This window comes from Rossellomorea sp. GCM10028870, assembly GCF_042666755.1.
Lineage (GTDB): Bacteria > Bacillota > Bacilli > Bacillales > Bacillaceae_B > Rossellomorea.
The window spans coordinates 340,338-366,967 of the sequence record NZ_JBHTGN010000005.1 but is presented as its reverse complement, the minus strand read 5'-3'; the positions used below and the strand labels follow the sequence as shown (position 1 = coordinate 366,967).

Sequence of the window (26,630 nt, the reverse complement as noted above, 5' to 3'; positions counted from 1 at the left end):
TCGATGGCATGATAGATATTTCCATTAGGCATTTTCTTTTGCTTTCTCCAATTCATCCTGAAACTTTTTTAATTCGATGGTCGCACCTTTCAGTCTTGATTCTTCCGCTGCGAAAGCGATCAAGTGACTTTGGGAAGACGTTCTGGCTGAGGTCAGTGTCCCTTTATCCTTCGTGCGAACCCGGTTGATGAAATCCTGCATGATGCTCGTATCGGCACCCATATGTCCGCCATCTACCGTTGGAGGATGAATCACTTCCTTCTTCCCGGCAAAATGCTTGATGATTATTTCATTGTCAGCGTCATGGCCGCTGATTTCCCCATTTGTACCCATGATTTTGAAATGGCGGTACGTTTCCTTCGTAAACGCCGTCATCGTGAACGAAACCGTGACATCCCCATCAAACAGTAAATTAACAACTTGATGGTCCACCACATTATTATCACAGCGGTACACACAACGTCCATAGGGGCCTTCCTGGATCGCCTTCAAACGGCTTTCGATGCTCGGATTCGAGGACACCACATTCGCAGGCCACACATCCCGGTCATGAAGATACCATTTCGCTGCGGAATACGGACATTCTTTCTCCACTTTACACCCATCGAGACATCGATGGGTGGATCCCTCGGGAGCATTCTCTTCTTTAAAATAGGAAAGACTCCCATAGGAAGAAACACTTCTGCAGTCCGTGCCTATCAGCCAGGCAAGCATATCCATGTCATGGCAGCTCTTCTGTAGAATCATCGGACTCGATTCCTTGGAATTGCGCCAGTTCCCACGGACGAAGCTGTGGGCTTGATGGAAATAGCCGACATTTTCATTCCATTGAATGGAAACGATATCCCCTATTACCTTCCGATCAATCACGTCTTTAAGAGACTGATAGAATGGGGCATATCTCATCACGTGGCATACGCTCAGCAGTGTATCATGCTTTTCAGCTGCTTCAGCAATCTCCAATGTTTCAAGGGGACTTGGTGACATCGGTTTCTCCAATAAAATACTATAACCCTTTTCAATGGCTCGCATGGCAGGTTTATAGTGGTCCCGGTCCGGACTGCAGATCAACAGTGCTTCACAAAGCCTATCTTGATCCAACAGATCGGGCCAGTCTTCGAATCTCATATTCTCAGGGATGCCATGTGCTTCCGCAAATTTCTCCCGCTTCTCTTGATCTGGTTCCGCCACAGCGATAAACTCGATTTCATGAGGGTACTGGAGTGCATAGGATCCGTATGCGTAGAAACCTCTGCTTCCGGCCCCGATTAATGCTGCTTTCATTGTCATTCCTCCCTTAGTTGCCTATCAACTTATTTTCCACCCGTAATCGCAATTCCTTCTATAAATTGCTTCTGTAATATGATAAACAAAATCAACATCGGTAAAACAGCCAAGAATGAGCCTGCCATCAAGATTGGATAGTTGGTGCCATACTGCCCCTGTAAAGAGGATAATCCTACGGCCAATGTCATGGCATCCGGTGAACTATTCACGATCATCGGCCACATCAGTTCATTCCACGACCATAGAATCGTGAAGATACCAAGGGCGATCAAACCCGGCTTGGCGAGTGGCAGCATGATGCGCCAATAGATTTGAAAATGATTGCACCCGTCAAGTCTGGCCGCCTCCTCCAACTCCTTCGGTAATCCCATGAAGAATTGTCTTAAGAGAAATGTTCCAAAGGCGCTGAATAACCCAGGCACCACAACGGCTTGAAGCGTATTGAGCCAGCCAAGCTTCACCATGATCATATATTGGGGAAGCAGGAACACCTGACCCGGCACCATCAATACGGATAACGCCAGGACAAACAGGAGATTCCTTCCTGGAAACACAATCCGTGCAAAGGCATAGGCAGCAAGGGAGCATAGAAATAACTGCCCCGCCGTCCGAAGCACCGTAATGATAAAGGTATTTAACATAAACTTAAAGAATGGAAGCAGCGTGAAAACCTCTTCATAATTCTTCCACTGAAAGTCTTCCGGTATCATCACAGGGGGAACCTGAATGGACTCTGCATAGGTTTTCAATGACGTGAGAATCATCCACACAAAGGGAAACAACATCACAATCGAGCCCATGATAAGGATGAAATGGATGAGAAAAGACTTACTCCTAATAAACTGTATCGACTTCTGCATATGCCATCCCCTCCTCAATCATAATGAACCCACTTCTTCTGCAGTGCCATCTGGATAACGGTAATGATGAGAATCATCGCTAATAGCAGGACTGCAATCGCAGCTGCATATCCTTTGTCGTTCAATACAAAGGCATGCTGATAAAAGAGATAGACGATGGACTGCGTGTTCTCCAATGCCGTACTGCTTTTACTGATCATCATAAAGATCAGGTCGAAGAATTGAAAGGCTCCGATCAACGACATGATCGACACGAAGAAAATGACCGGAGACAGTAATGGCAAAGTGATTTTGAAAAACATCGTCACGGGCCCTGCTCCATCAATTTCAGCCGCTTCGTAATAGGTTTTCGGGATCCCCTGCAGTCCCGATAAGAAAATGACCATGTTGTAGCCGATCCCGCTCCAAATCGCCACCGCGATAATCGAATACAGGGCGATATCCGGATTCGTCAACCACTGAGGTCCATCTATTCCTATAAAGGACAACAAGTAATTCAACAATCCAAAATCGGAATTATAAAGCCACTTCCACACCATAGCGATCGCTGCAGGCATAGTAATGACAGGCAGAAAGTACAAAGTCCGATAAACCGTTGTCCCCTTAATCTTTTGATTGAGCAAAACAGCGACAAGAATCGAAAGAAATATCCCCAATGGTACGGTACAAAGGATATAGATCCCTGTATTCTTGAATGATTGCAGAAGATTCACATCCGAAAGCATCCGTGAGTAATTCTTTAACCCGATCCATTTGTATGTGCCAAATGCCCCCCACTCGGTAAAACTGAAGTAAAACGTTTGAAGCATCGGCCATAAATAGAAGACAAAGAGTCCGAGCATCGTTGGAGCGATCATGATATAAGCCCAAAGATAATCTGAGCGTTTCTTGGTACTGGCATACGAAAGCACGTGAAGCTTTCGCTTCGTTTCAACCTGGAGAGGAAGCGGTTCCATTTTATTCTCCTCCTTTGTTAGAAAATGAAGAGAAGATCCCTCTTCCCTTCATCGCATCCCTACTCTTCCAGTTCTTTATTTGCTTTCTCAGTCAGCTCTTTTACCACTTTCTCTACACTCTCTTCACCCGCCCAGGCCTTCTTGAGGATATCTGTTTCATACTGCCAGATTGCCCCTGTGTTCTTCACACTTGGAAGTGGATTCGAATACTCAGCTCCATCGATATACGCTTGAAGATTCAACTCCGGAACAGAATTCAACCAGGCATCCTGAGTACCGTTAAAGGCAGGTATGACCGTACCTGTTTCTGCAAACACTTCGGCTGCCTCTTTGGAACCCAGGAACTTCACAAACTCCCACGAAGCTTCTTTATGCTTGGTATTGGCTGCGATGACATTGGACAATCCATGAATCGAAACAGCCCTTTGCTTTCCTTTAGGCAGAACCGCTACGTCCAAATCAGGATTCTTCTTATATTCCGGTACCATCCAAGGACCATCGAACATCATGGCAATCTTCCCGGATGAAAACAGATCCGAAGCTGCCGTTTCATTCATCTGGGCCTGAGTCGGAGATAATCCCTCTTCTATGAAACTAATATTGTATTTTAATGCCTCGATCGCCTCTGGCTGATCAAATCCAACCGACTTTCCACTCTCTGAAATCACGTGGCCTCCGTTTTGCCAAATCAGATCATAATAACCACCTTGATTCCCCATCACAGCAGCGAAGCCCCATACCCCTTTATCCTTGTTCGTCAGTTTCTTTGCCGCTTCCTTTAACATATCCCAATCCCATGTATCATCAGGATAAGAGACACCGGCCTCGTCGAAAATTTTCTTGTTATACCATAACCCTGTCGTATCATAATCCTTAGGAATTCCATATACCTCATCATTTACGGTATACAGATCAATGAGCGACTCAGGATAATTATCCAGACTGTAATCATCTTTTTCGGCAAGATCGCTCAGTGGCAGAAGTACCTTCCCTTCCGCATATTGAACAATATGAGGACCGTTCATCCATAACACGTCCGGCAATGCGCCCCCGGTTGCGGCAGTCTCAAGCTTCTGAAAATACTGCCCGTAGGGAATCAGCTCCGTCTTCACTTTAATGTCCGGATGCTCTTCATTAAATTGCTTAATGATTTCTTCAATCGCTGGTACTTGCTTCTTATCCCAGAACCCATAACTGATCTCGACCTTTCCGTCCTTCGATTCCCCTGAAGAACTGTCACTGCATCCTGCCAGTAATCCAAACACTCCAAGCACTAACGATAGTAAAACCATAAGACCCTTTCTCACCATGTTTCCCCCTCTTTCTTCGAGTGATATTCACAAACAAGTACTACCCTACGTGTTGTCATGATGTTATTACCAGTTAAAGTATAAGGGTTGTATTACCTGGCATAAAACTCAGGATGCTCAGATTCGTAATGATGTCATTACCAGTTAAACAAAGTATAACACCTCCATTCCGGAAGATGAACACTTTAATTTAAATTTTCTAAAAATTATATCGACAGAATTCTACATCGGACGGGGGGACAAGTTCCTTGTCCCAAATGCCCCTATATTTAGGAACCTGCCCGAATATAAAGGAAATGAGAAAGATCGTCGAGATCACACAAGGGGAACTTGCTGAGTAGATCTGCACCCAGCCACTCATCAGCCGGATCGAAAAAGGAGACATCTATACCAGTGCCACGGCTTTGTATCAGATCGCTGTCAAACTTGGCGTCGACGTTAACTTTCTTTGAAATCGGAACCACCCCGCGGCTGGATTATGTTGAGGAAGTAGAGAAACAGTTAAGATATCTGAGGGTCAACCGACACTACGAGGAAATGATGGATTTGGTCAAGACAGAGGAAAAGAATCCACTTTTCTATAGAGATAACGAAAACCTCCAGCTTCTTTACTGGCATAAAGGGATCTATCAATATGAAGTAGAAAAAGATCCAGAGACCTCCTTTGAACTATTAGATCACGCTTTTCAGATGAGCGCCAATGGCAAAAAAGCGATGTCCGAAAGAGAAATGCAGATCCTTTCCAGCGTCGGCACCATCCACTTTTCACTGTGCCTCTACGAAGAAGCACTCTATTATTTCAAGCAAGTTGAAACGGCCATATAAACAACTGATCTATTACAGGATAAATCCATTAAAAGCCGATTATTTTATAACATGGCCAGAGTACTGACCGGCATAGGACAACTCGAGGATTCGACGGCCTATTGTCTCGACGCCATCAAATGGTGTTTCGAAGAAGAGCTTCTATGGGGATTAGACCAATTGCATTATCAGGTAGGCTACAACTATGAGCTGTTGGGTGACTATGAAAAAGCCCTACCGTAATAAACAGGCATTGCATATGTTTGAAATACGGAAGGATAAGGTGTGTATAAAGTTCCTTACACCTAAAATTGAGGAGACTTCAGATCGATTGCAGATGGGATGAAATAACCAAAGGCAGAGATATAAAAGAAGCACAGGATATCCCTATGCTTCCTTTATCACTTATTTGATTTGTATCAAATTAGCATCCAATTCCTTCACAACGTTATCGGTAACCGCACCCGGTCCACCCCATACCATGTAATAAGAATAACCCATCAAGAGGGATTTGGTCGGACTTGGTATAGAGTTATCGCTGACCAACAAAATAGGCGAGTTATTTTTTGCTGCCAATACAGATCCTGCAAGGGCATCAGGGAAGTTCTTTCCTGTCGCAACATATCCCGTGTTTTTCCCCAGTGCCAGGTTGTCAACAATCAACTTAGCTGTTTCATAGCGATTTATTCCACCGTAGCGAACCGGGCTTGGGAGTTGATTCTCTATTGACTCACTGACTGCACCTGCCGCACCTACAATAATGGTATTTGCCTTCCCTGCAAGTGCTTTTTTTGTCGCATCCGGTAACGAAGCTTTTTCAGTCAATAGAATCGGGATGCTATTCTTTGAAGCGTATGGTGCTACAGCCAGGGCATCAGGAAAGTTTTTACCGTTTGCGACCACAGCTTTTGTGGATGGAATTTCTTTCGCGACATACTCAGCTGTCTCGTAACGGTTATCCCCACCGATTCGTTTCACAGAAATATCAAGGTACTCCAATTCATCCACAACCTGATTGGAAACGGCTCCCTCACCACCGAGGATGATCACGTTCTTCGCTTTGAGTCGTTGAACCTCTCTCCAGGTAGCAATCGGAAGTTTTTCCTTATCCGTCAACAGAATCGGGGCATTGTGATAATAAGCCAGTGGTCCACCTGCAAGGGCATCTGGGAAGTCATTCCCTGAGACCAACACAACCGTGTCAGAGGTTTTGAAGCCCTGCTTTGAAATCTCCACTGCTGTGTCGTAGCGCTTCGCTCCCTGTATCCTGTCTGTTAACTCCTGTACTTTAAACGCATACGGCATATTCGGGGTACCCCAATTGTTTTCCAACCTCACATAGTACGTCCCAGCAGGCAGCTCCAGCCGTTCTACATCAGGACCATACTCGGCAAAATGGACGTCTGTGTCCAGGTTGACATATTCCTTCCCGTTCTCATCCACAAGGAGGGCATTCCATGATCCTTCATTATCCCTCTCTATACTGAAAGCAATCCTCTCGGTACGATCTAAGGTAAATGAAAAATAATCTTTGTCATCATATGTTTGTATGTGACCTTTGTAGGTTTTGTTCAATTGCATGGAAGATGCTGCTTCCATTTTGTCATTGAATTCTTTTTCATAATAATCGTTTTGGGTTTGTTGGACCATGAACGTATATGGGACCCCCGGGGATTTGTGATAGTCCGTGCTCACCTTGATAAAATATTCTCCCGCAGGCAAGCCGATATTCACCTCTTCAGCACCCGTGACCCCTGTATGAAATCTAGTACTGAAATGTGTATAACGGTCACCATTTTCATCGATGATTTCTACACCCCACGTTGCGCCTTCCACTCGATTAAACTGAATAACCGTATTTCCAGTCTTATCGAGGGTAAAACGGTAAAAGTCTACATCTTCAGTCGATTCCAGTGTTCCTTCATACTCATGGTCAAGATTGATTGGTTTCGCATTCTCCAAAGTACCTCCCTGTACAGTAGAAGCTTTCACCGTTCCCCCTGTACATACAGATACTAACAACATCGTAATCATACCTAGGCTGCTTAGAATTTTCCTCACATTTTGCCTCCTCAGAATTTGGTTTTTTTTTACAACAAATCTATTATACTATGTATTTGGGTTAATATTACATTTCATTTACAAATATCACTTTTGACCAATTCTTTGGGAGGGCAGGAGGCAGGACCTCCACACAAAATCTATTTTTAATAAGAAACTAATGGCTCCAGAATTAAAATAAAAACGAGGGAATTCCTCCCCTCGTCTCTATCACACTTGGGACAGGGTGCCTGTCCCCATGTCCCACCATTTAGTTGCTATCCGGATCTGTGTCGTCGTGGTAAGTTGAGTTTCCTGTCTTGGCGTCGAATGTCCAGTCTACTTTCAGTGTATCGCCTTGGAATTGGTTTTGGTCTTCGCCGTTATCGACAAACTCGAATAGTACAAAGATTTTTTCTTCTTGTCCTACAGGGATCCCATCCGGTACCGGCAGGGCTCCGTCATCGCTGCTTCCAACAAAGGATCCGATTGCCGTTACATCAGGTGTTTCCCCTTGTAATTCAGCTAACGTTGTTTCGACCGCTACGTTGGTGGCACTGCTTGTGTTGTACATGATCGTTACTTTGATATGTTCTGCCATGTCCCCTGTGTTATCACCTTTTACATCTTCCACTTGATACTTGGTATCTAATAGGACTTGATAAATATCAAGCGTCCCATTGTTTTTCAGCGTGAATTCACGGTAAATTTCGTCCCCTGGCTTGATGTTATCGATGTTGACGACAGTGCTCGGGTTCATCGCCAGATCCAATGTACCTGCCGCAAAGGTGTTCTGTGTGGCCTCTGCATCGCTGAAGTATGAAAACGTCCCTCCCCCAATCAATGATAAACCTAGCGCTGCACTCATGATCCCTTTACTTACATTCTTAGTAAAACTCATCAATGAATCCTCCTTATTATTAGAAAAAATATAGTAAACTCTTATGTACGTTTGTTGATACATAGGAGATGAAACCAATACATCATGCTTTGCTTCCTTCAAGTTCATTCTTCGCCACAATAATGGAACGGAATGCGGAAAACAGCAATAAGATCCCTGGAACAATTAATAATAGAGCCGAGCCTGCTTTTGAATTGACGTAATTAAGGGCGTATCCTATATAGGGAATCGTAAAGTTGGTGTACTTTCCGATGATAGTTTGTGCGGGAACCGTCCATAAATCGGGGCCGTTATTGTTATCCCCTTTGGTTTTGTACACTGCTTGTCCATTCTCTTGTTGGACATCTATGATTCTATGTGTAATAAGCTTATCGTCCATTCGGAAGGTAATGATATCCCCCGTTTTATAAGACGCACGCTCATCTCCCAGCTTTATGGAAATGATGGACCCCGTCTGGAATGTCGGTTCCATGGATCCTGATAATACGGCTTTGACCTGGTATCCCATAAAGGTCGGTTCCCCTCCTGATAGTTTGGAAGAAAGGACGATGAATGCCGCCAGACAAATCATCACGAGAAAGATCGCTCCTATTGCACTACTCACTATGTTCCACAGTTTCTTCTTCATGTTCTGTCACCTGCTTATCATTTGTTATTTCCGATGGTGCTTCATCAGTAATTTCCGTTGGAGCTTCATCAGTTATTTGCTTTGATGCTTCATTCTGAGATTCAGAGCTCTTTGTATCTGGATTAGTCTGAGGTTGTTCTATAGAAGGTTCCTCTTGATCTTCCAGGTCTTGTATCTGCAATAAGATAGAAGAACGAATGGCCTCTATATGTGAAAAGTCGACAGTTGCTCGAACCTCTTCCATCATGTCTTCAACATGCTGAAAACCCTCACGTACATAATCATATGTATGGACGTTCGTGACTCCCTGTTTCTGAATGTCCAAATGATACACGGACATTTCATCATACAGAATTTGCATAGTACTTAATTGGCGAGTGAGCTCCTCTTCCATGGCTCTCACCTCTTCCAGTTGCTTATGTAATTCTTCCATTGATGCTTTGGCTGAAGGAGCAACGATTGTATGAAAAGTATGATCTATACGTTTTGATACCTTCTGTGCGCGATCCTCAATCCCGTGAATGGTTGCGGGAAAAACAAACGCCGCATTCATGGTGATCGGATCTGGTGAAACCTGGCTTGAAAATGCCGCTTCTGTTTCTCCTACCAGCTGAGTCCCTGCATAAAAGGCCATACAACATAAAGAAGGCAGGAGTATGGTTTGTTGAATTCGTCTGCTCACTTGATCACTCCCTTTTGCTGATTCTAAGTATACAGAATTATCAAACAAAGGAAATTGGGTTATTCTGACCGGAAAACGAAGGGGAATTTTGTCGAATACAGACGTGATTGAAAAAAACCGCGTAAAATCATACAAAAATTAACCCAATTGATTTCACCTTTAACTTTCTCAATAATTTAAATTGTTAGATATCTTATCTCGATGAGAGGGTGAAAGTGTTTGAAAAAGAAAAAGCAGAAGAAAATGAGTAAAAAAGCGGCCATTCCCGCTGTACTGGCTCTATCGGTCACATTGGGAGGATTAGTACCATCTGTACCTGGATTTGCAGGATCATCAAGCGTTGTTTCTGTACAAGCTGAGGGATTGAGTAAGCAAGAGGTTGTAAAGGCGTTCCTTCAATCAAAAGTACTCGAGAAAACAAAATCCCTGACGGCAGGAGATCAGTTCAAAATCATCAGTGAGGAAACGGATAGCGAAACCGGTACATACCATGTGCGCACTGTCGAGCAGTATCAAGGCATACCGATCTATGGTTCAGGCCAAACCGTTGCGTTAGATGCGAATAATAACGTATATGCATCGTTTGGTAACGTGACCCAAAAGCTTGCCCGTACTATCATCCCGACAGAAGCAGCCATTGAAAAGGAAGCAGCGGAGAACATCGCCAAAGCTGGTGTGGCATCCGACATTGGGGTAGATGAGCTGGAAACGTACGATGGCCTCGATACAGAGTTGACGATTTATCCCCATGAAGGGAAATACTACTTAACCTACTTGGTGAAAGTATCAACTTCCACTCCGACTCCGGGCTATTTCCATTACTTCGTGGATGCAACAAACGGGGAAGTGGTCAACAGCTTTAACGCCATACATGAAGTGGATCCGACAAGTCTTTCAGTAGCGGTAGGAAGAGGATTGAACGTATTTGGAAAAATGCAGTCATTCCCTGTAGGCAAGGATACGGCAACCGGAACCAGTTATTTATATGGCGGTTCTATCGCGGGCGGTTCGTTCAGTAAACCTAATATTGTACCTATTGCGACGTTTGAAGCACGCCGGATGGGTGAAACTCCATTTATCCTGCTTTCGGCACTATTTGGATTCACTGGATTTGAAATCAAGACCAATAGTTCTACGAATTTCTTCTACGACCCTGCAGCCGTTTCTGCACATACAAACGCTGATAAAATAAACAAGTACTATCAACTTGCCCACAAACGCAACGGAATCGACGGCAAAGGTACGCCATTCATCAGTACGGTCCATATTGGTTCTAAGTGGAATAATGCTGCCTGGAATGGAAAGCAAATGCTGTACGGAGATGGCGACGGGAACCTTCTTGGTTCATTAGCCGGCGGATTGGACGTGGCTGGTCATGAAATCACGCACGGTGTCATTGAACACACGGCAAATCTGACGTATCAAGATGAATCAGGGGCCATCAATGAATCATTAGCGGATATCTTCGGGGAAATATCTGAAATGTACTCATCCGGTTCTTATACAAATCCTTCAGAGTGGGAAATGGGTGAGGATATCTATACACCGAATAAAGCGGGAGACGGCGGGCTTCGGTCAATGAAAGATCCTCGTTCCAAAACCGTCCCTGCTGCATACGGCCTGAAGGATAACCGTTACCCGGATCACTATGAAGACCGCTATGTCGGGGAACTAGATAAAGGCGGCGTGCATATTAACAGCAGTATCAACAATAAAGCAGCCTACCTGATTTCAGAGGGCGGCACACACAATGGCGTAACGGTGACTGGAGTTGGTGCCGGCATAACAGGCACCATCTACTACGATGCATTAACAAAGTACCTGACACCTTCCTCTGGATTCAAAGAAATGCGCGAAGCCGCCATCCAGGCCGCTCGAGACAAATATCCAGATAAGAATGGTCAACCATCAGTACAAACAAAAGCAGTCATCGATGCTTACGATGCTGTAGGTGTTCCGGCTGAATAATAGTGGGACATGGGACAGGTTCCTTGTCCCAGAAACCACATAGAAACGAGGGGGCTAGGCCCCTCGTTTCTTTCATTTTAGATTCTTAACTATAAATAGTAGTTGTTCTATAGCACAGGCTCCTTATAGACTCTTCCATTATTCTAGACAGATAACATCTAAGTTTCAGAGTAATCACGTTTACCTGACCACCTAAAGAAAATTCGACAAGTAGGATTAATTATTTATTAAGAGGATTAATAAATTGAAAATGGGATCAATAAATTCAAGAAAGGATTAATTATCCGAATACGGGATTGAATATAGTCAATCAGGATTAATTATTCAGTAAAGATGCCCTTATCAACATTTCCGGCCCCAATATGTACCCACAGAACTCCTAAAATCCCATCTCAATAAAAAATTCCGCAACTTCCCGTCAGTTTTCGGACAAAAAAGACAGATTAGAATCCTATAAGCATCCATTCAATCTCAAACCGAAGCCCGATGCATTTACTGTTACAACTTAAAAATGGGACGAGGTGCCTGTCCCCCCGTCCCACCATTTACATTCCTGCCGAAGATCCTGCGGCCACAATGATCCAAAACCCAAATTTATAAATGAAGGTTACAATTCCAAGAATAAGACCGGCATAACTCATCCCCTTCGACTGCTCGCGTTTCAAGCCCACGGCACCAAAGACAATTGCAAGGATCCAAGCAGGGAGCATGAACCACCCGAGAAACGGCACGAGACCAAGTACGAACCCGACTATCCCAAGAACAAGGGCTGACACAGCCATCCCATTTCCATTTCTATGCACTTCATTCAATTCTTTTTGCATCTCCATCTCCATCACCTCATTTCAAATTATGGGGAAGCTTAGAGGTTTATACCATAATTTATTAAAAGCACTTCGAACGGGATAAATGCAAAAACAAAGATTGGAGGGTCTTGATACAACTAACCTTGACACATCCCTCATGGGGGCTAGGTTCTATCTTTTTTTAGTGCGTCACTATTGATCTATTATGAATCATCATTGAGTGTCCATAACATGAAAAGACTAAACTCTTACTGTACGACCCAAAGGATAGATAGCACACCTATTAAGGGGTGCTCACTACTTCTGAATGAACTTGGTCATGCCTCCACTCTATTAAGCAGCGCCCTTCCTCACTCGCCCGGCTGCCAGAAAAGGAATGTCTCCCCCCCCTTCCTCATAGACTTAGAGAAAAGAAGGGAGCTGGTCTCAATGCTTGAATGGAGTGCTGCCATTGCAGCCGTCGCCTTTACCATTCTCGTCATCTACTTAATTATGACATTAAGAAAAGTAATGACAACACTTGCTGAAACGGAGAAGACACTGTCTGACGCACGGAAAGCCGTGAACGGAGTGACAGAGGAAGCAGAAGAACTGATTCACACGGCCAATCAGATTTCGGATGATGTAAAAGGAAAAATGAAAGCCGTCGACCCTTTACTAGAGTCCGTTCACGATGTGGGTGACATGTTACAAAATGTGACCAGCTCGGTGAAAAGGACCGCTTTGCAAAAGAGGACTCCCAAAACCATTCAGGCGCAGGAGAGGAATTCGGTGCAGATTAAATTGAAGTGAGAAGTGGGACACAGGGACAGGTCCCTTGTCCCAGAATCTAACCAAAATAAAAACGAGGGGATCAACTCCCCTCGTCTTTTTTACTTTCCGGGACGAGGTTCCTGCCCCCCCGTCCCACTACTTACCTATTGTTGCTTCTCAAAGTGATAGTTCAACCATTTATGCACTTTGTTCATCTTCTCTACTACTCGTTCTTTTACTACTTCATTCAACGTTTCCATTGAATTCACCAATTCTATCGACTTCTCAAACTCTTCTTCTACTTTTTCCATCTCCAATGATTGATCAGGGCGCTCTATCATCTTTTCCCATTTACGAAGGTTGTTTTCTAGTTCCTTTCCTTCTTCTTTGTTTACGGCTCCCTTTGGAATATAGATGGAGGCTGTCTGTTCCTTCAGTTGCTTGACCGTAGCAAGGACGGCTTCTTTCGGTGTCTCTCCAGGATTGACGGCCTGGTGTCTCCATGGTCCTTTACCCAAAGCGTCCACGGAAGGAGCGCTTGCCTGCCCGAAAGCAAACATATTCACTCCTGAAGTTCCGTATGCTGCTGCCAATACATCATTGACGGCTGCTTTTTCTCCCAGATGATGATAGAACGAATAGATTCCTGTGTAGTACATCATCGATGGCGGCGTCAGTTTCTTACTCGCGATCACCGTGGACTGGATACTATTGAAATCATGCCCATATGCCTGCGGGATGACGCCGTCGATATCGTCCACCCAGTCACTGATCAATACAGCTTCAGGACCCGGCTCCGGAGTCGCGGTCATCATGAAGGATGGGTCGATTCCTTTACTCTGATCATGAAGCTTCTCCACGAACACATTCTCCTGTTCGCGCAACCAAAGCTCCCACTCTTCCCATAGCTCATCGGATTCTTGCAGATTCATAGGATCTACCCCGAACTCTTCTTCGAAACGCTCACGATTCGATGCACTGAACCCATAGCTCTTATCAAAAGAATGGTGTGGATAGCGCATATAGTCAATGTTGACACCGGTGATTTCGTAGTCCTCCTGCTGTTCTTTATAGATTTCCAGCATAAAGTCCTGAACCTCAGGATTGGCTATGTCCAACCAATAATAATTGCTGCTTGAGTCACTACCTGGTGTTCCCGGCTCATCATTTCGCTGAACGGCACTCCACTCAGGATACTTCTTGAACTGTGATGGAAGTCCAAGGCTGCTGTGGCCGATCATGAAGCCATCCGTCCATGATTGAACCGTGATCCCGCGCTCTTTTCCTTCTTCGATGAAGGCTTTCAGAATGTCCGATCCGTACTTTCCGTAATCCTGATCGGCGAAGTTAGGGTGCTGCTTCGGTAATCCGTACGCTTCCATGGTGTCACTTGGGAAGATGGTATATCCCCAGAAGGTGGTTTCAAGGTATAGGGAATTGAATCCCGCTTCCTCCATGCGGTCCAATGTCGTGATGACATCGTCAAGGTCCTTCTCTTCAGGGCGATACCAGATCGCTCTCTGTTCGCCCACTTCAGATGGCAGGGAATAATAATACGCGTCGTATGCAGCCTGAGTGGCTTGCTCTGTATATGCCAGCGCCTTTTGCGGATCTTCGTTTTGGATGTCATCCGCTTTTTTCAGGAGCTCTTGTGCCAGCTTGATAGAAGCGTTCGCCTTTTCAAAGTCTGCATCGATGAAGTTTTCTTCTGCACGGGCGATGCTTTGCTTCGCTTCTTGTAAATTTTGCTGACTCTTAAATATATAGGTAGACGCATCCCGGATCAATTCGATATTCCCTTCGGCATCATACTCGACCTTCATGCCGATTTCCGCTTTTTTCAAGTATTCCGCTTCCGTCCCGTGACCACTCACGACAAACCCGTCATCAGGAATCGCACTGTCCCCTCCGCCGACTTTCGTGACCACTCCACCGGTTACCGTGATTTCATACCCGTAAGGATTGGTGCCGGTGCTTGCCCCGAATGCCGGAGTGTAGACAAGAAGTTGATTCGCTCCACGGTTACCCGGGAACGGAGCACCATCCGGATTGGATTCATCTGTTGGATCCACGTCATCGAGGACTGCGGAATACGTTCTTTCCACCGGTTCATTGATCCAAACCGTTTCCCCCTCATCCAAGCTCTTTAAGAACGTCATGATCTCATCTGTCGTCTGGGGACCCGTGGATAGGACGACACCATCTTCAGGAATGGCGCTGTCTCCTTTACCTGACTTCACCACCTGATAACTCGAGCCTTCTTCATGCTCCAAGATCACCTCATACGATGATCCATTGGTTTCCGTAAAATAACTGAACGTAGGATCAAATACCACCAGCTTGTTTGTATTGTTGCGATTGTTTTCGGCATCGACTGTGATGCTGATGCCATCTTCATCCACTACCTTCGTCGCTTCACTTTCATCTGCTTCCACTTCCAGTGCCGGGGCTTGAAATGCAGGGACGACCAATGCCATTGCCATAGCTGGCACCACCATTTTCTTTCCTACCAACCACTTCTTCATACAATACCTCCATATAGTCGTTTTTGTATGTATGCGCTATCATGATGTGGCAATTCAATACTATCATAATTTTCAGAATAAAAGGAATAATTCTTCACAAAATTTAGATAAGTTGGATTAATTCACCCAAAATAGATAAATGGTCACGAATGAATCTAGAACTTAATCATTACCATTGATGCTGAATCGGACTCCCCATTAGATACACCCAATCCATTCTAATGGGGCCTTCCAATCAAATCGGCCCTACCTCAGGCCAGCGCAATTCAATCCCTTCCTGCATAAGCATCTCTTGAAATTGTTGCAACAACCCTTCATCCTCCCTTACTTTGCGGGGAAGAACTCCCTTTTCAATGGCGAAGGCGGCAAGATAGCCCGCTGATTCCCCGATATTCCATTCCACCGGATGAACGCGGAAGCAGCCATTCGTAATATGAGTGGAGCCAATATTCTTACATGCAGGTAATACATTGTTCACCCTTACAGGCAGCAGCGCACCTAATGGAATTTCAAACGGATAGCTTTCGGCATAGAAGAAGGTATTGGTTTCCGTCGTAGGGTGAAGATCGATCCGGTAGCACCCGATCCCTACGGAGTCTTCAAAGTGCTGGATGCCTTGATCCCCTCTGACGTTGGCGTTGATATGATCTTCCACAACAGTGGTGACGGCCTTGATCCTCCTGGATTCCCGGATATAGGGATACTTGGCCAGGCCATCCTCTGTCCCTAAAATATCCCCCCGCAGACGCAGTCCCGGATACCCTTTTCCACCATGGGGTCTCGGTGCTTCGGTTTGCAGCCAGTAAAGCAGGGATAGACTCAATTGTTTGGATTCATGGATATGTTTTTCATATTCTTCTTCACTGACGTCGATGATCGATCCTGACCAGTAATCATTTTGGGGCCAGTTGATCAGCGAAATATCCCCTTCATACATCCCCTCTTGAAAGAAGGACGGGTCTATGATGCGGCGGTAATCCCACAGTCCCCAGAGGTTTTCATGATGGAACATGGCGAATTCCTTCGAACCTCCCGTATGGGCGTCGGGTGCAAACCAGCTTAGCTGCTTGTGCTGGAGGAATGGTGCCTGGTAGTCTTTCCAGAACTCATACTGCTCCGGTTTGTCGATGACGAAATTCCCACCCTCTACATAATCCACCGCGAACACATAGGTGAATGACTGCATATCCTGCGGTCTTGCTTCTTCGGGTGCATGGAGCTCCCCGGTATCCCGCTTGGATTCGGCACCTGTGACATACTCCACTCCAGCTAAGGGGAGGAGATCGCCTACTTCCGTGGCATCGAGATAATAGTGTGCCTGAAGCTCTATTTCCTTTCTGCTTCCAGTATGCTGAACGGTCACAGATTGAACATCATCCCCTTCAACGGCGGCCTTCACTACCCGATAATGTGTGTAGATCTGTAACTTCCCACTGCTCACATAAGGAACCAGCATCTCCTGAAGAACACTAAGAGCCACTTTCGGCTCATGACAGAGCCTGCTGACCCAGCCATTCCCGGGATTCAGCCTTTCATTTTGACGGGCTTCTTGTTTTAACGGGTAGTGTGTCCGGTAATACTCCCTTACACGATTGCGGAATTGACGGTACGTTTTGGTACAGCCGAATTGTTCAATCCATTGATGTTCGTCGGGCGGGACAGCCTGGCTGGTCAACTGGCCGCCGATCCAATCAGTTTCCTCTGTCAGGATGACTCGATGACCGCGTTTTGACGCAGCCAAGGCCGCCGTGCAGCCACCGATTCCCCCACCAATGATGACAATATCTGTTTTTATATTCTCTGACATCATTTCACCTCTTTAGAAAAGGGAGCGATTCCCCTTGTTACAAGCATTAAACAAACGTTTGATTAAATGATGAACCCTGCACCGATCACGCCTGCATTCGATCCAAGCTGTGACGGAACGATGGTGACGCTTTCTTTCAAGCCGGGATAGACATATCCCTTTACTTTTTCCCTTAGGGGAAGCAGGACCTGTTCTTCTGAATTCATGACTCCACCACCCACGACGAATACTTCAGGATTGATTGCATGAGTCAGGTTGGCGATGGCCATGGCCAGATATTCAATGGCCGCATCAATGATCGTCTGGGCAGCCTGATTTCCGGCTTTGGCTTCCATGAATACTTCCTCAGCCCCACCGTAAATCCCCTTCCCTGCACCCGCTAATCCAATGGCGGTGCCGCTTGCGAGGGTTTCGAGGGCCCCGGCGTTCAAAGAAGGGTGGCTGATCCCGTTTGGAACGACAATCATATTCCCCACCTCTCCCGCGTATCCATCCGCCCCTTGAAAGACCTTTCCATTAATGACGAGCCCCCCGCCGACGCCTGTGCTCACGGTCAAGTAATACACGCTTTCACACCCGGCACCTGCTCCGAGCAATGCTTCGGCCACTGCAGCCACATTCGCATCATTATCCACCTTCACGGGTAATTGAAAATGCTCTTCCACAATCGATGCCAGTGAAATCCTGTCCCATCCCGGTAGATTGGGAGGTGAGAGGATGGTGCCCATTTTTGCGTCCAGGGGTCCCGGGCACCCGATCCCGATCCCCTTCACCTGCTCTTCCCCTTTGACACGTTCCACTAGTGAAATCAATTTCGCAATGATCCTCACCGGTCCCACATGGGCTTCTGTTTTCTCCCTTACATCCCTTAGAATCGTCCCCTTTTCATCGAGGAGGGCCGCACGGATATTGGTCCCGCCCAAATCGACACCGATCCTGAGCGTCATGACTCATCCCTCCGCCTCAAGCCGATTTCAAAGGTCCGGTTCCAGGGCAGATAAACGTCTTCAAGGGGAAAGGAAAGACCGTGTTTTGCCAGAAACGCCCCAGACTCTTTCAAGAACGCTTCCTTCACTGTAATCAAAAGCTTTTCATGACCCACTGCTGCCTCATCGATCCCGGCACGCACCCCTTGACGGACAACCGACTGATAGACGTAGTCATCCAGTAATCGCAATGTCATTTCTTCCAGTACTCTCGCTTTTACCTCTTCTTGGGGGAGAGTGGCCTTCTTTTTCTGCAAATGGACCATGGCTGCCTGTGCAACGACTGTTCCCAATGTGTTTCCCGCTGTATTCCAGCCTCCGAATCCCGCTAATCGGGAAACCTCTATCTCTGCAAGAAGTCTGGGAAGCATCCTTGAGTCCACCCCATTGGCATAGGCGGTATCGGCTACCGCTACTAGCTTATCCTGACGGAGATAATGAGCGATGCGCTTGATCCACTCACCGATGTTGCGATGCGGTGTGTCGACTTCTCCAAGGAATTTCTGCAGGGCAAGGTCTCCCTGGCGTTTTCCGGGAACATTGACGGCGAACACGATATCCGCTTCTGCCCCTTGATCGACCGTATAGCCGCCAAAGGCATAAATCTGACCCTTCACGGATTCACATATCGGACGGTCCTCATACATCGCAGTCGACAATGCCCCGATTTCCCCACTGTAGATAGGGTAGAAGGTCGGAAACTCCACTTGTTCCAGCTGATAGATCATCTTTGCCACAAGCGTATTGGCGACCTCATCGGCTCCGGGATAGATAAAGACGTTTTGGAATAATTCCCGTTCCGCCACTTGATCTGAGAGCTCTTCCTGCTCCCCTATATTCAGCCCATATTCAGAAGTATCATCTTGTGGGAAGACAAGGACATCGATGATTTTGCCTTCTACCATTTCCAACAGGGATTCATTCACCTGAAAGTTTTTCAGTCTGGTTGATAAATAGTCTTCCAGAATGTCTGAAGGTATCCGATCCTTTAAGTCCCGGACCTTTTGATTGGAGTCGACATCCCCGGTTTTATCAAAGCGGTGAACGTGATACGAATACTCCCAAAGCTCGACTCCATAATCACTCCAATATTCCTTCTCTTCCTCGTTTACATAGTTATTGGAAATGCGCATAGTCGAGCTGAACGCCATCAATGCTTTGTCAGGGTACTTCTCTTTCAATGAGCGGAGGACGCCGATTCGCTGTATGATGGCTTCTTTCCCATCCAGGCATACACGTGACGGAACGAGGCCGCCATAGCCCAGCATATCAATGGACAGGACAAATCCGTTTACTTCAGGCGCCACTTTCCATATCCACTTTTCCAGTGCAGCCATATCCCCGGGCTCTTTCAAAAAGCCGAGTAAGCTTTTATCTGGAATCAACACCTCCCAATTTCCGATCGATGCGATCTGCTTCGGGAGCTCCCTTGTCACCGGTCTACCATCGACAGGCAGGAGGGCAATCTTTCTGTTCATGCATTCCTTCCTCCTTTTAATAGGAAAGTAGTAATTTCTTTCGGGTTGAGCTGATCCGCCGCGTTTTCTACCGTGTTCAATCGTTCATGCAGAAAATCCACACGCTCGATCCCCTCGGCATGGGATTTGAACGTCACAGGCTGCACCCGATCTGTCGGGTTCCATAGACGGAGCTCCACTCCATCCGCAACCCGTCTGAGTGAGCTCCACTGCACTTCTTCATTATCAAATTCTACTAACCCCGTTAACTCATTTTCTTGTGTCTCCCCGGGATAAATCCTAGGCGGTACACGGTAGACATGAGCATCCGTCGCTACTCGTCCCAGACCTTTATCCGGTGTAAATTCAAATGCGGCATGAAACGTATAGCGGCCGATACATTGGGCTTCAGGCGTTTCCATACTCGGACCGGCCCCTCCGCCGCGGGTTCTGAGATCATCCCGGGACAGCCAGCCGACACTCCTGATCAACGTGATATCCAACGCATCTTGTTCCCCTAAGCTTGTCACCTGGTATTCCTGTAAACCACGATGGTAGAACGTGAACCCGCTCTCTGACCGAACAAAAGAAAGGGAAGGCTCGACTACCACCGGAACTTCATTTTGCTTCGGAGCATCAAATTGTTCCTCTTTCCTTGCTGTTCGCTTCACTACATCAAATGCTGTATCGCTATATGTGTAACGGGTGGAACCCCCTAAAGGATATTGCACACGAAGACGTTGATCCTTCGAGTGATTGTCGATGGTGTAGGCCACATACATCTTTCGATCACCAGCCCGTAAGGTAATCTTGATTTGGATGGTGGTCATGACAGATCCATCAGATGGACCGGTCCTTGTCTCATCCAATCCTGCCGGGGTTTCAAGCTTCAGCTCATATGTCATTTCCTGAACGCCGGATGACTTCCTCACGGTCGGGGAAGAAAAACGCTCCGCATACGTCTTTACATCGTTCACCGGTGGGGAGTAGTTGTACTCATCCCCTGCGTCAAGTGAACTATAGAATCGTTGTAATCCAGCGTGCCTCCTCCTTGTCTCTTTATCTACTAACACAAGGGTTCCATCCCCACTCAATTCAACGGAGTAAAACTCGTTTTCTACTGCCTCGCCCTTCGCCTCCAGCAATTCCTCGTATTCCCCCGCTTCTACCCTGAAGCTTGAAAGGGAGGTGCCCGGAAGATGCTCAACATAAAACTCAACGTCGTAAAACGTTCCTTCTTTAAAATCGGGAAACGCATCGAGGGGCGAAGCAAAATGCCTTCCACTCCTCTTGTTCTTGATGACAGGGGTATAGAACTTTCCAGTATGATCTTTCAAATGAAACGTCCGATCTTCTTTCAACCAGATTTCTCCCGAAACCCAGCCCTTGAACGACCTTGGATGAGGATTGAAGACAGTGAACACACTGTTATCTTCAAATGGCTTCCTCGCTCCGTTTCCTGAGAACATCGGATCCTGAACGCCGGCATGAGATAGGGAACCCATCTGAATGGACTCCAGCCTCTGCTTCAACATCATCGTCCTCGTCTCCATTTCCCGATGGACTTCATCGATGCTGCAGCCACATATGCTGTCGTGGGGTTGATTCTGCATCAGCAGTTTCCACGATTCCTCCAGGTATCTGTGGGGATACTTCCCTTTGCTGCAAAGAACGGCAAGGGGTTCTGCATACCCTGTCAGCTCGTCTTCCATTTCTTGATTCTGCTGCTTTAAATAGCTTCTCGTCGAAAGGACATTCGGAAGGACGTAAATATGTTCATTGCTTCTCATCTCCCCTACATACAGGGGAAGGTCGGCTGATATCTCGGCTTGGACGCTTGCCAAGAATTCTTCATACGTACTCGATCTATACTCCACTTCTCCTTGAAGATCTTCTATTCGTCCCATCAAATCCCCATGCTTCGGCATCAAGTGATCGCCGCCGTTGGTCAACAAAATATGGGAAGTCGTCGCATACGGTGTGACTTTTTCCACATAGGTCTTCATTTGCTCTTCTACATTGTCTTCATTCAGTAACGGCTGGTAGTACCCTTCCCGCAAAAAGGCCGTAAAGACACGGGATCCATCCGGTGATTCCCAGTTGAATTCGGACGTCCGGGCTTGAATGCCACGCCACAAAATCGCGTTACCAATCCCGAAGCCTTTTAAAAGCTGAGGCATCTGGCTCACGTGCCCGAACGTATCCGGTAAGTACCCGACCTTCTGGGATTCCCCGTACTGGCCGGCGAGCTTCATTCCCACTTCAAGGTTCCGGATCAGGGATTCCCCGCTCACCAGGAACTCATCAGCGAGTACATACCATGGTCCGATGATGATTTTCTTTTCTTCTATTAAATGAAGGACTTTTTCTTTCATGGCGCCTTCACACACATCAAAGTAATCTTCTAAAGCGGCCATCTGACCATCCAGGACGAATTGCTTCAGTTCACCGGTTTCAAGACCGGAAACGATCCGGTCCATCACCTGCGCCAATCGATGCCTGAACACTTCAAAGGGCAGATACCATTCCCGGTCCCAGTGGGTTTGAAAGACGATATGACAGGTCAACTTGTTATCCATTATCCTTTCACCGCCCCTTTCATGGCGCCTGCGATGAAGTGGCGCTGCAGGATGGAGAAGATGATGATGATCGGAAGAATCGAAATGATCGATCCTGCTGCGATATAACGCCAGTTCGCCGAGAAGGAACCGGCCAATGTATTCACTCCGAGCGGTAAGGTGTACATGCTTGTGTCATTTAAAATGATCAACGGCCAGAGGAAATCGCCCCATGCCATCATAAAGGTGAAGATCGCAAGGGTGACGAGGGAAGGTTTCACCAACGGCATCAGGACTCTCCACCAAATTTGGAACGCATTGGCCCCATCCATCCGTGCCGATTCATCCAGCTCATATGGAATCGTAAGGAATGCCTGACGCATAAGGAAAATCCCAAAGGCCGTTGTGGCATGGGGAAGAATCAAACCTGCATACGTGTTTTGAAGACCCAAGTCCAGAGCCAAGAGATAAATCGGGATCATCAGAAGCTGGAACGGCACCATCATCGTACTGAGGATCAGGACGAAGACGATGTTTTTCCCGCGGAAGTTCATCCGTGCCAACGGATAGGCCGCCAATGAACAGAACACGATATTCAATAGGACAGTGACAACCGACACGATGACACTGTTGAATAAGTAACGCCAGAACGGGAAGAATTCCATCACTTCCACATAGTTTCCGAACGTGATTTTTTCAGGTATGAATTGTGGCGGGTACGAGAAGATGTTCTCGCTGCCTGATTTCAGGGACGTCGCCAGGAGCCATAGGAATGGACCGACCATGATGAGTGTGACGAATAGGAGGGTCGCGTATTGAAGAACGCGTTTCGCCACCTTTTTGACATTGATTGGCTTTTTGACAGAAAGTACGGTTGGATTTTCTTTACTGGTTCCAAGAGAAGGAGAACTCATGGAGAATCACCCCTTTATCGCAGATTCTTTTTTGCTCATGAATGTAATATTGATCACTGAGAAGATCAGTGTGATGATGAATAGGATCACCCCGGCTGCACTTGCATAGCCCATCTGCAGCTTATCGAAGGCTTCTTCGTAAATGTAGAATACGAGTGTTTTCGAGCTGTTCAGCGGCCCGCCGCCCGTCATGACGTAAATCTCTTCGAATACCTTCATGGCGGAGATGGATGACATAATGGTGACAATCATGATGGAAGGCATCAATAGAGGAATCGTAATATGCCAGATTTGTTTCCATTTGCTTGCCCCATCGATTTCCGCTGCTTCATATAGATCATCAGAGATCGATTGCAGTCCCGCTAAGTAAATGACCATATAATAGCCAAGCCCTTTCCAAATGGTCACAACCATTACGGCGAAAATGGACGTAGACGTCGACGTCAGCCAATTCACCGGTTCTGATATGAGGCCGACCGATTCCAGTATGTAATTCAGGATCCCTTTATCGGCATACACCCATTTCCATGCGATCCCCACCACGACCATCGATGTGACAACCGGTACATAATAAGCGGAACGGAAGAATCCGATTCCTTTTACCTGCTGGTTGACTAAGATGGCGAGAAAGATCGGGAGGATAACAAGGGCCGGGACGACAATGAGTAAGTATAATAAGGTCTTGCCGAGCACTTTCCAAAATAGAGCATCGGAAAATAATTCTTTATAATTCTCAAGCCCGATGAATTCGGCTTCTGTCACGATATTATAGTTGGTGAAGCTCAACCAGATGGCATTGAGCATGGGATAGAAGATAAACGCACCCAGGATGATGACGCCGGGTATTAAAAATAGAAATGGTGTTAACGGATGATTTCTCAAACGGACTCCCCTCTTTTCTCCATCACTTGAAATAGTAGCTTCGCGGCTCCAAGCATTCCAGCTTTGTTACCCAGGACAGCAGGATAAATGCTGGATTTGACAAAATATTCCTTCAATTTATGTTGGAAGCCGGGCCACCAATGGCTCTTGGAATCGATGACTCCTCCACCAATGAACACGACTTCCGGATCGATGGCCACCGAAATGTTGTATACCGCAATGGCCAGATGATCCAGATATCGGTCAACCACCTGTTTGACCTGTTGATTTCCATTTGAATATTCCTCAAATATCTCCGAGCCATGCCGGAAAGAAAGATCCGTTTCGGTGAGAACGGCCTGAACCAGTGCTGTACCCGACAGGTATTGCTCCAGACATCCCCTCTTCCCGCAATTGCATGGCTTTCCATTGGGAACGAGCACAACATGTCCCCATTCCCCACTCTGATGATGATGGCCATTTAGGATCTGACCGTTTATGGCATTCGCTCCCCCGACTCCAGTACCGAGTGTCAGCATGACCGCCGTTTCGGGATTTCCTTCCCGTTTCCAAAGCTCTCCTATAAGAGCCGCGTTGGCATCATTCTCCACGACGCAGGGCAGCCCATATCTTGTTTCGATCTCCACTTTCACATTGGTCCCTTGCCAGGAAGGGAGATTGGCCGTCGCAAAGACGATTTCCCCCTTCTCCCGATCGACACGCCCTGCGGTGCCGATTCCAATTCCAATGACTGTTTGATCTTTGTGCAGTAGTAAGTCAATCACCTTATAGATTGATTGGAGGATTCCTTCTCTACCTTGTGAAATATCGGTGGGGACCATTTCATGATAGAGGATCGTCCCATCTTCACGGATAATCGATCCTTTGACTCCGGTACCCCCTACATCGATTCCGATGGCATTCATTGTGTCACCCACTTTTCCCCTGGCTACTTAATAGATTTTGTCCACGACAGCTCTTGCGGTTTTTTCCTTCATCCCGAGGGAGAACTCTTTATTGTTGAGGGCAAGGCCCGTACATAATAGATCAATGACAAACAGCTGTGAAATCTTCGCAATCATCGACCCGCCTTCAAGGGGGGATTCTTTCCCTCCGCTTAATAGAACCGCGTCGGCAAGCTTCGTAATCGGTGAACGGGCATAGTAGGTGATGGCGATCACACTCGCCCCATTTTCCTTCGCCAGTGACAGGGAATCAATGGTATCCTTCGTACTCCCTGAAATACTCAACCCGACCACCACATCCCCTTCCTTCACGGTTGCAGCCGTCATCGATTGAATATGGGGGTCAATGACGGCGTCGGAACGGTATCCGATTCTCAAGAAGCGATTTTTCGCATCCAGAGCCGTCAGACCTGATGTTCCGACTCCGAAGAAGTGGATGGACCCTGCTCCGGCCAGTAGTTGTATCGCCTTCTCCAAAGAAGGATCATCCAATTTATTGACGGTTTCATCAATGGCATTCTTCGTATAGGAAGCAATCGAATGAATGAACCCCGTCGGTTTACTTGGGTCTGATTCTTCTTCTTGGGAAAGGGAGGATAAATCCTTGGCGATCGCCAACTTGAATTCCTGATAGCCCTTCATGCCGATCTTCCGGCAGAACCGTAACACCGTCGTTTCCCCCACTTCTGCCACATCTGCAAGGTCGGTGACGGAATAGTAAAGGGCCTTTTCCATCTGGTCCAGCACGACTGCCGCTACTTTCTGTTCCGATTTCGTCAAGGAAGGAAAGTAACTATTAATCAATCCGCCTAATTTGCTCTTTGACGCCGTTTGTGCGTGCATCTTGTGTCCCTCCTCTATTCTGTATGGATTCCACGAACTTTTTCGTAATCTCCTGTGGCCTCGTAATCGCAGATCCTACCACAACCGTATGAGCACCTAAATCAAGTGCACGATTGACATCTTCCGGAGTCGAAATCCGGCCTTCAGCAAACACCGGTACGTGGAGTGTTTCAACCAATCTTTTCAATAGAATGAAATCGGGTCCGCATTGCTGGGGTGAATAGGGTGTGTACCCTGACATGGTGGTGCTGACACAATCTGCCCCAAGTCTTGCCGCATTCACAGCCTCGTCATATGTAGAAACGTCTGCCATGATGGTTTGACCTTTCGCCTTCAGATACGTCATCAGACTTTCCAAGGATTCACCGTTCGCCCTCGGTCTGGTTGTCGCATCCATCGCGATCATGTCCACCCCTGCCTGGATGAGTTCATCCGCTTCCTTTCGGGTAGCTGTTATGTAGACCTCGCTTCCCGGATAGTCCCGTTTCACCAAACCGATGATCGGTAAGTCCACATATTGCTTGATCGCTTGAATGTCAGCTGCACTGTTCGCCCGGATCCCCGATGCCCCACCGACGTACGCTGCCTTTGCCATCTTCCCCATGACATCCGCTCCGTGCAGCGGTTCATTCTCCAGAGCCTGACAGGAAACCACCAGCTTTCCTTTCAGTTGTTCAAAAACGATTTCCTTGCTGATCATCTTGTCATCACCGTGCTTT

The 26,630-nt window shown here is 46.8% G+C and carries 22 protein-coding genes; 3 read left to right on the top strand and 19 right to left on the bottom strand.

Going from position 1 to position 26,630, the window contains the following annotated elements; translation table 11 throughout:
- Positions 1-24: 24 nt before the first annotated feature.
- Genes ACFQWC_RS20180 through ACFQWC_RS20165 form a run of 4 tightly spaced genes read right to left on the bottom strand, consistent with a single transcriptional unit; the run spans position 25 to position 4,410 of the window.
- Positions 25-1,284, bottom strand: a complete 1,260-nt coding sequence (locus tag ACFQWC_RS20180; RefSeq protein WP_377108932.1) for a Gfo/Idh/MocA family protein — start codon at positions 1,282-1,284, stop codon at positions 25-27.
- A gap of 29 nt (positions 1,285-1,313) precedes the next feature.
- Entirely contained in the window at positions 1,314-2,147 is an 834-nt protein-coding gene (locus tag ACFQWC_RS20175; RefSeq protein ID WP_299744417.1) for a carbohydrate ABC transporter permease, read from the bottom strand.
- Between the two features lie 14 nt (positions 2,148-2,161).
- Positions 2,162-3,103: a carbohydrate ABC transporter permease gene (locus ACFQWC_RS20170; RefSeq protein WP_299744414.1), complete on the bottom strand. Its 942-nt coding sequence runs from the start codon at positions 3,101-3,103 to the stop codon at positions 2,162-2,164.
- 59 nt (positions 3,104-3,162) lie between these two features.
- Positions 3,163-4,410: an ABC transporter substrate-binding protein gene (locus tag ACFQWC_RS20165; RefSeq protein WP_299744561.1), complete on the bottom strand. Its 1,248-nt coding sequence runs from the start codon at positions 4,408-4,410 to the stop codon at positions 3,163-3,165.
- Positions 4,411-4,806: 396 nt separating this feature from the next.
- Between ACFQWC_RS20165 and ACFQWC_RS20160 the strand changes: the two genes are divergently transcribed.
- A complete protein-coding gene (locus tag ACFQWC_RS20160) occupies positions 4,807-5,238 on the top strand; it encodes a hypothetical protein (protein ID WP_377108931.1) in 432 nt (143 codons plus the stop codon).
- Positions 5,239-5,622: 384 nt separating this feature from the next.
- Here the strand turns inward: ACFQWC_RS20160 and ACFQWC_RS20155 are convergent, their stop codons facing one another.
- From ACFQWC_RS20155 to ACFQWC_RS20140, 4 genes are all read right to left on the bottom strand, one after another.
- Positions 5,623-7,278 carry a cell wall-binding repeat-containing protein gene (locus ACFQWC_RS20155; protein ID WP_377108930.1) on the bottom strand — a complete coding sequence of 552 codons (1,656 nt, stop codon included), beginning with the start codon at positions 7,276-7,278 and terminating at the stop codon, positions 5,623-5,625.
- Positions 7,279-7,528: 250 nt separating this feature from the next.
- Positions 7,529-8,158, bottom strand: a complete 630-nt coding sequence (locus ACFQWC_RS20150) for a TasA family protein (protein ID WP_374055098.1) — start codon at positions 8,156-8,158, stop codon at positions 7,529-7,531.
- Positions 8,159-8,240: 82 nt separating this feature from the next.
- Positions 8,241-8,786, bottom strand: a complete 546-nt coding sequence (gene sipW / locus ACFQWC_RS20145) for a signal peptidase I SipW (RefSeq protein ID WP_377108929.1) — start codon at positions 8,784-8,786, stop codon at positions 8,241-8,243.
- A complete protein-coding gene (locus ACFQWC_RS20140; RefSeq protein ID WP_377108928.1) occupies positions 8,755-9,468 on the bottom strand; it encodes a hypothetical protein in 714 nt (237 codons plus the stop codon). The genes sipW and ACFQWC_RS20140 overlap by 32 nt, the downstream gene beginning before the upstream one ends.
- A gap of 243 nt (positions 9,469-9,711) precedes the next feature.
- Between ACFQWC_RS20140 and ACFQWC_RS20135 the strand changes: the two genes are divergently transcribed.
- Positions 9,712-11,436, top strand: a complete 1,725-nt coding sequence (locus tag ACFQWC_RS20135) for a M4 family metallopeptidase (RefSeq protein WP_377108973.1) — start codon at positions 9,712-9,714, stop codon at positions 11,434-11,436.
- A gap of 545 nt (positions 11,437-11,981) precedes the next feature.
- Here the strand turns inward: ACFQWC_RS20135 and ACFQWC_RS20130 are convergent.
- Positions 11,982-12,266, bottom strand: a complete 285-nt coding sequence (locus ACFQWC_RS20130) for a hypothetical protein (RefSeq protein WP_377108927.1) — start codon at positions 12,264-12,266, stop codon at positions 11,982-11,984.
- Between the two features lie 405 nt (positions 12,267-12,671).
- Here ACFQWC_RS20130 and ACFQWC_RS20125 point away from each other — a divergent pair, with 405 nt between their 5' ends.
- Positions 12,672-13,034, top strand: coding sequence for a DUF948 domain-containing protein (locus ACFQWC_RS20125; RefSeq protein ID WP_377108926.1), 363 nt, complete (start codon positions 12,672-12,674; stop codon positions 13,032-13,034).
- A gap of 125 nt (positions 13,035-13,159) precedes the next feature.
- On the opposite strand, the gene ACFQWC_RS20120 is transcribed toward ACFQWC_RS20125, so the two are convergent.
- The 10 genes from ACFQWC_RS20120 to ACFQWC_RS20075 form a co-directional block, all read right to left on the bottom strand.
- Positions 13,160-15,520 (bottom strand): family 10 glycosylhydrolase, encoded by a 2,361-nt coding sequence (locus ACFQWC_RS20120; protein WP_377108925.1) that lies wholly within the window; start codon positions 15,518-15,520, stop codon positions 13,160-13,162.
- Positions 15,521-15,755: 235 nt separating this feature from the next.
- Entirely contained in the window at positions 15,756-17,327 is a 1,572-nt protein-coding gene (locus tag ACFQWC_RS20115) for an FAD-dependent oxidoreductase (protein WP_341358032.1), read from the bottom strand.
- 62 nt (positions 17,328-17,389) lie between these two features.
- Entirely contained in the window at positions 17,390-18,274 is an 885-nt protein-coding gene (locus ACFQWC_RS20110; RefSeq protein ID WP_341357102.1) for an ROK family protein, read from the bottom strand.
- Positions 18,271-19,791: a DUF4127 family protein gene (locus ACFQWC_RS20105; RefSeq protein WP_299744383.1), complete on the bottom strand. Its 1,521-nt coding sequence runs from the start codon at positions 19,789-19,791 to the stop codon at positions 18,271-18,273. The genes ACFQWC_RS20110 and ACFQWC_RS20105 overlap by 4 nt, the downstream gene beginning before the upstream one ends.
- Positions 19,788-22,349, bottom strand: coding sequence for an alpha-mannosidase (locus tag ACFQWC_RS20100; RefSeq protein WP_377108924.1), 2,562 nt, complete (start codon positions 22,347-22,349; stop codon positions 19,788-19,790). Before ACFQWC_RS20100 ends, ACFQWC_RS20105 begins: the two co-directional genes overlap by 4 nt.
- Positions 22,349-23,242 carry a carbohydrate ABC transporter permease gene (locus tag ACFQWC_RS20095; protein WP_299744377.1) on the bottom strand — a complete coding sequence of 298 codons (894 nt, stop codon included), beginning with the start codon at positions 23,240-23,242 and terminating at the stop codon, positions 22,349-22,351. The genes ACFQWC_RS20100 and ACFQWC_RS20095 overlap by 1 nt, the downstream gene beginning before the upstream one ends.
- A gap of 6 nt (positions 23,243-23,248) precedes the next feature.
- The gene (locus ACFQWC_RS20090) at positions 23,249-24,124 is read right to left on the bottom strand and encodes a carbohydrate ABC transporter permease (protein ID WP_377108923.1); all 876 of its coding nucleotides are present in this window, start codon (positions 24,122-24,124) and stop codon (positions 23,249-23,251) included.
- Positions 24,121-25,029 (bottom strand): ROK family protein, encoded by a 909-nt coding sequence (locus tag ACFQWC_RS20085; protein ID WP_377108922.1) that lies wholly within the window; start codon positions 25,027-25,029, stop codon positions 24,121-24,123. Before ACFQWC_RS20085 ends, ACFQWC_RS20090 begins: the two co-directional genes overlap by 4 nt.
- Before the next feature lie 27 nt (positions 25,030-25,056).
- Positions 25,057-25,911 (bottom strand): MurR/RpiR family transcriptional regulator, encoded by an 855-nt coding sequence (locus ACFQWC_RS20080; RefSeq protein ID WP_299744368.1) that lies wholly within the window; start codon positions 25,909-25,911, stop codon positions 25,057-25,059.
- Positions 25,865-26,611 (bottom strand): N-acetylmannosamine-6-phosphate 2-epimerase, encoded by a 747-nt coding sequence (locus ACFQWC_RS20075; protein WP_341357106.1) that lies wholly within the window; start codon positions 26,609-26,611, stop codon positions 25,865-25,867. The genes ACFQWC_RS20080 and ACFQWC_RS20075 overlap by 47 nt, the downstream gene beginning before the upstream one ends.
- Positions 26,612-26,630 lie beyond the last annotated feature (19 nt).

What these genes read in the sequence shown, in the direction of transcription:
- ACFQWC_RS20180 (WP_377108932.1), bottom strand. Translation starts at nt 1,284, where the DNA reads ATGAAAGCAGCATTAATCGGGGCCGGAAGCAGAGGTTTCTACGCATAC.
- ACFQWC_RS20175 (WP_299744417.1), bottom strand. Translation starts at nt 2,147, where the DNA reads ATGCAGAAGTCGATACAGTTTATTAGGAGTAAGTCTTTTCTCATCCAT.
- ACFQWC_RS20170 (WP_299744414.1), bottom strand. Translation starts at nt 3,103, where the DNA reads ATGGAACCGCTTCCTCTCCAGGTTGAAACGAAGCGAAAGCTTCACGTG.
- ACFQWC_RS20150 (WP_374055098.1), bottom strand. Translation starts at nt 8,158, where the DNA reads ATGAGTTTTACTAAGAATGTAAGTAAAGGGATCATGAGTGCAGCGCTA.
- sipW (WP_377108929.1), bottom strand. Translation starts at nt 8,786, where the DNA reads ATGAAGAAGAAACTGTGGAACATAGTGAGTAGTGCAATAGGAGCGATC.
- ACFQWC_RS20135 (WP_377108973.1), top strand. Translation starts at nt 9,712, where the DNA reads ATGAGTAAAAAAGCGGCCATTCCCGCTGTACTGGCTCTATCGGTCACA.
- ACFQWC_RS20130 (WP_377108927.1), bottom strand. Translation starts at nt 12,266, where the DNA reads ATGGAGATGCAAAAAGAATTGAATGAAGTGCATAGAAATGGAAATGGG.
- ACFQWC_RS20125 (WP_377108926.1), top strand. Translation starts at nt 12,672, where the DNA reads ATGCTTGAATGGAGTGCTGCCATTGCAGCCGTCGCCTTTACCATTCTC.
- ACFQWC_RS20120 (WP_377108925.1), bottom strand. Translation starts at nt 15,520, where the DNA reads ATGAAGAAGTGGTTGGTAGGAAAGAAAATGGTGGTGCCAGCTATGGCA.
- ACFQWC_RS20115 (WP_341358032.1), bottom strand. Translation starts at nt 17,327, where the DNA reads ATGTCAGAGAATATAAAAACAGATATTGTCATCATTGGTGGGGGAATC.
- ACFQWC_RS20110 (WP_341357102.1), bottom strand. Translation starts at nt 18,274, where the DNA reads ATGACGCTCAGGATCGGTGTCGATTTGGGCGGGACCAATATCCGTGCG.
- ACFQWC_RS20105 (WP_299744383.1), bottom strand. Translation starts at nt 19,791, where the DNA reads ATGAACAGAAAGATTGCCCTCCTGCCTGTCGATGGTAGACCGGTGACA.
- ACFQWC_RS20100 (WP_377108924.1), bottom strand. Translation starts at nt 22,349, where the DNA reads ATGGATAACAAGTTGACCTGTCATATCGTCTTTCAAACCCACTGGGAC.
- ACFQWC_RS20095 (WP_299744377.1), bottom strand. Translation starts at nt 23,242, where the DNA reads ATGAGTTCTCCTTCTCTTGGAACCAGTAAAGAAAATCCAACCGTACTT.
- ACFQWC_RS20085 (WP_377108922.1), bottom strand. Translation starts at nt 25,029, where the DNA reads ATGAATGCCATCGGAATCGATGTAGGGGGTACCGGAGTCAAAGGATCG.
- ACFQWC_RS20080 (WP_299744368.1), bottom strand. Translation starts at nt 25,911, where the DNA reads ATGCACGCACAAACGGCGTCAAAGAGCAAATTAGGCGGATTGATTAAT.
- ACFQWC_RS20075 (WP_341357106.1), bottom strand. Translation starts at nt 26,611, where the DNA reads ATGATCAGCAAGGAAATCGTTTTTGAACAACTGAAAGGAAAGCTGGTG.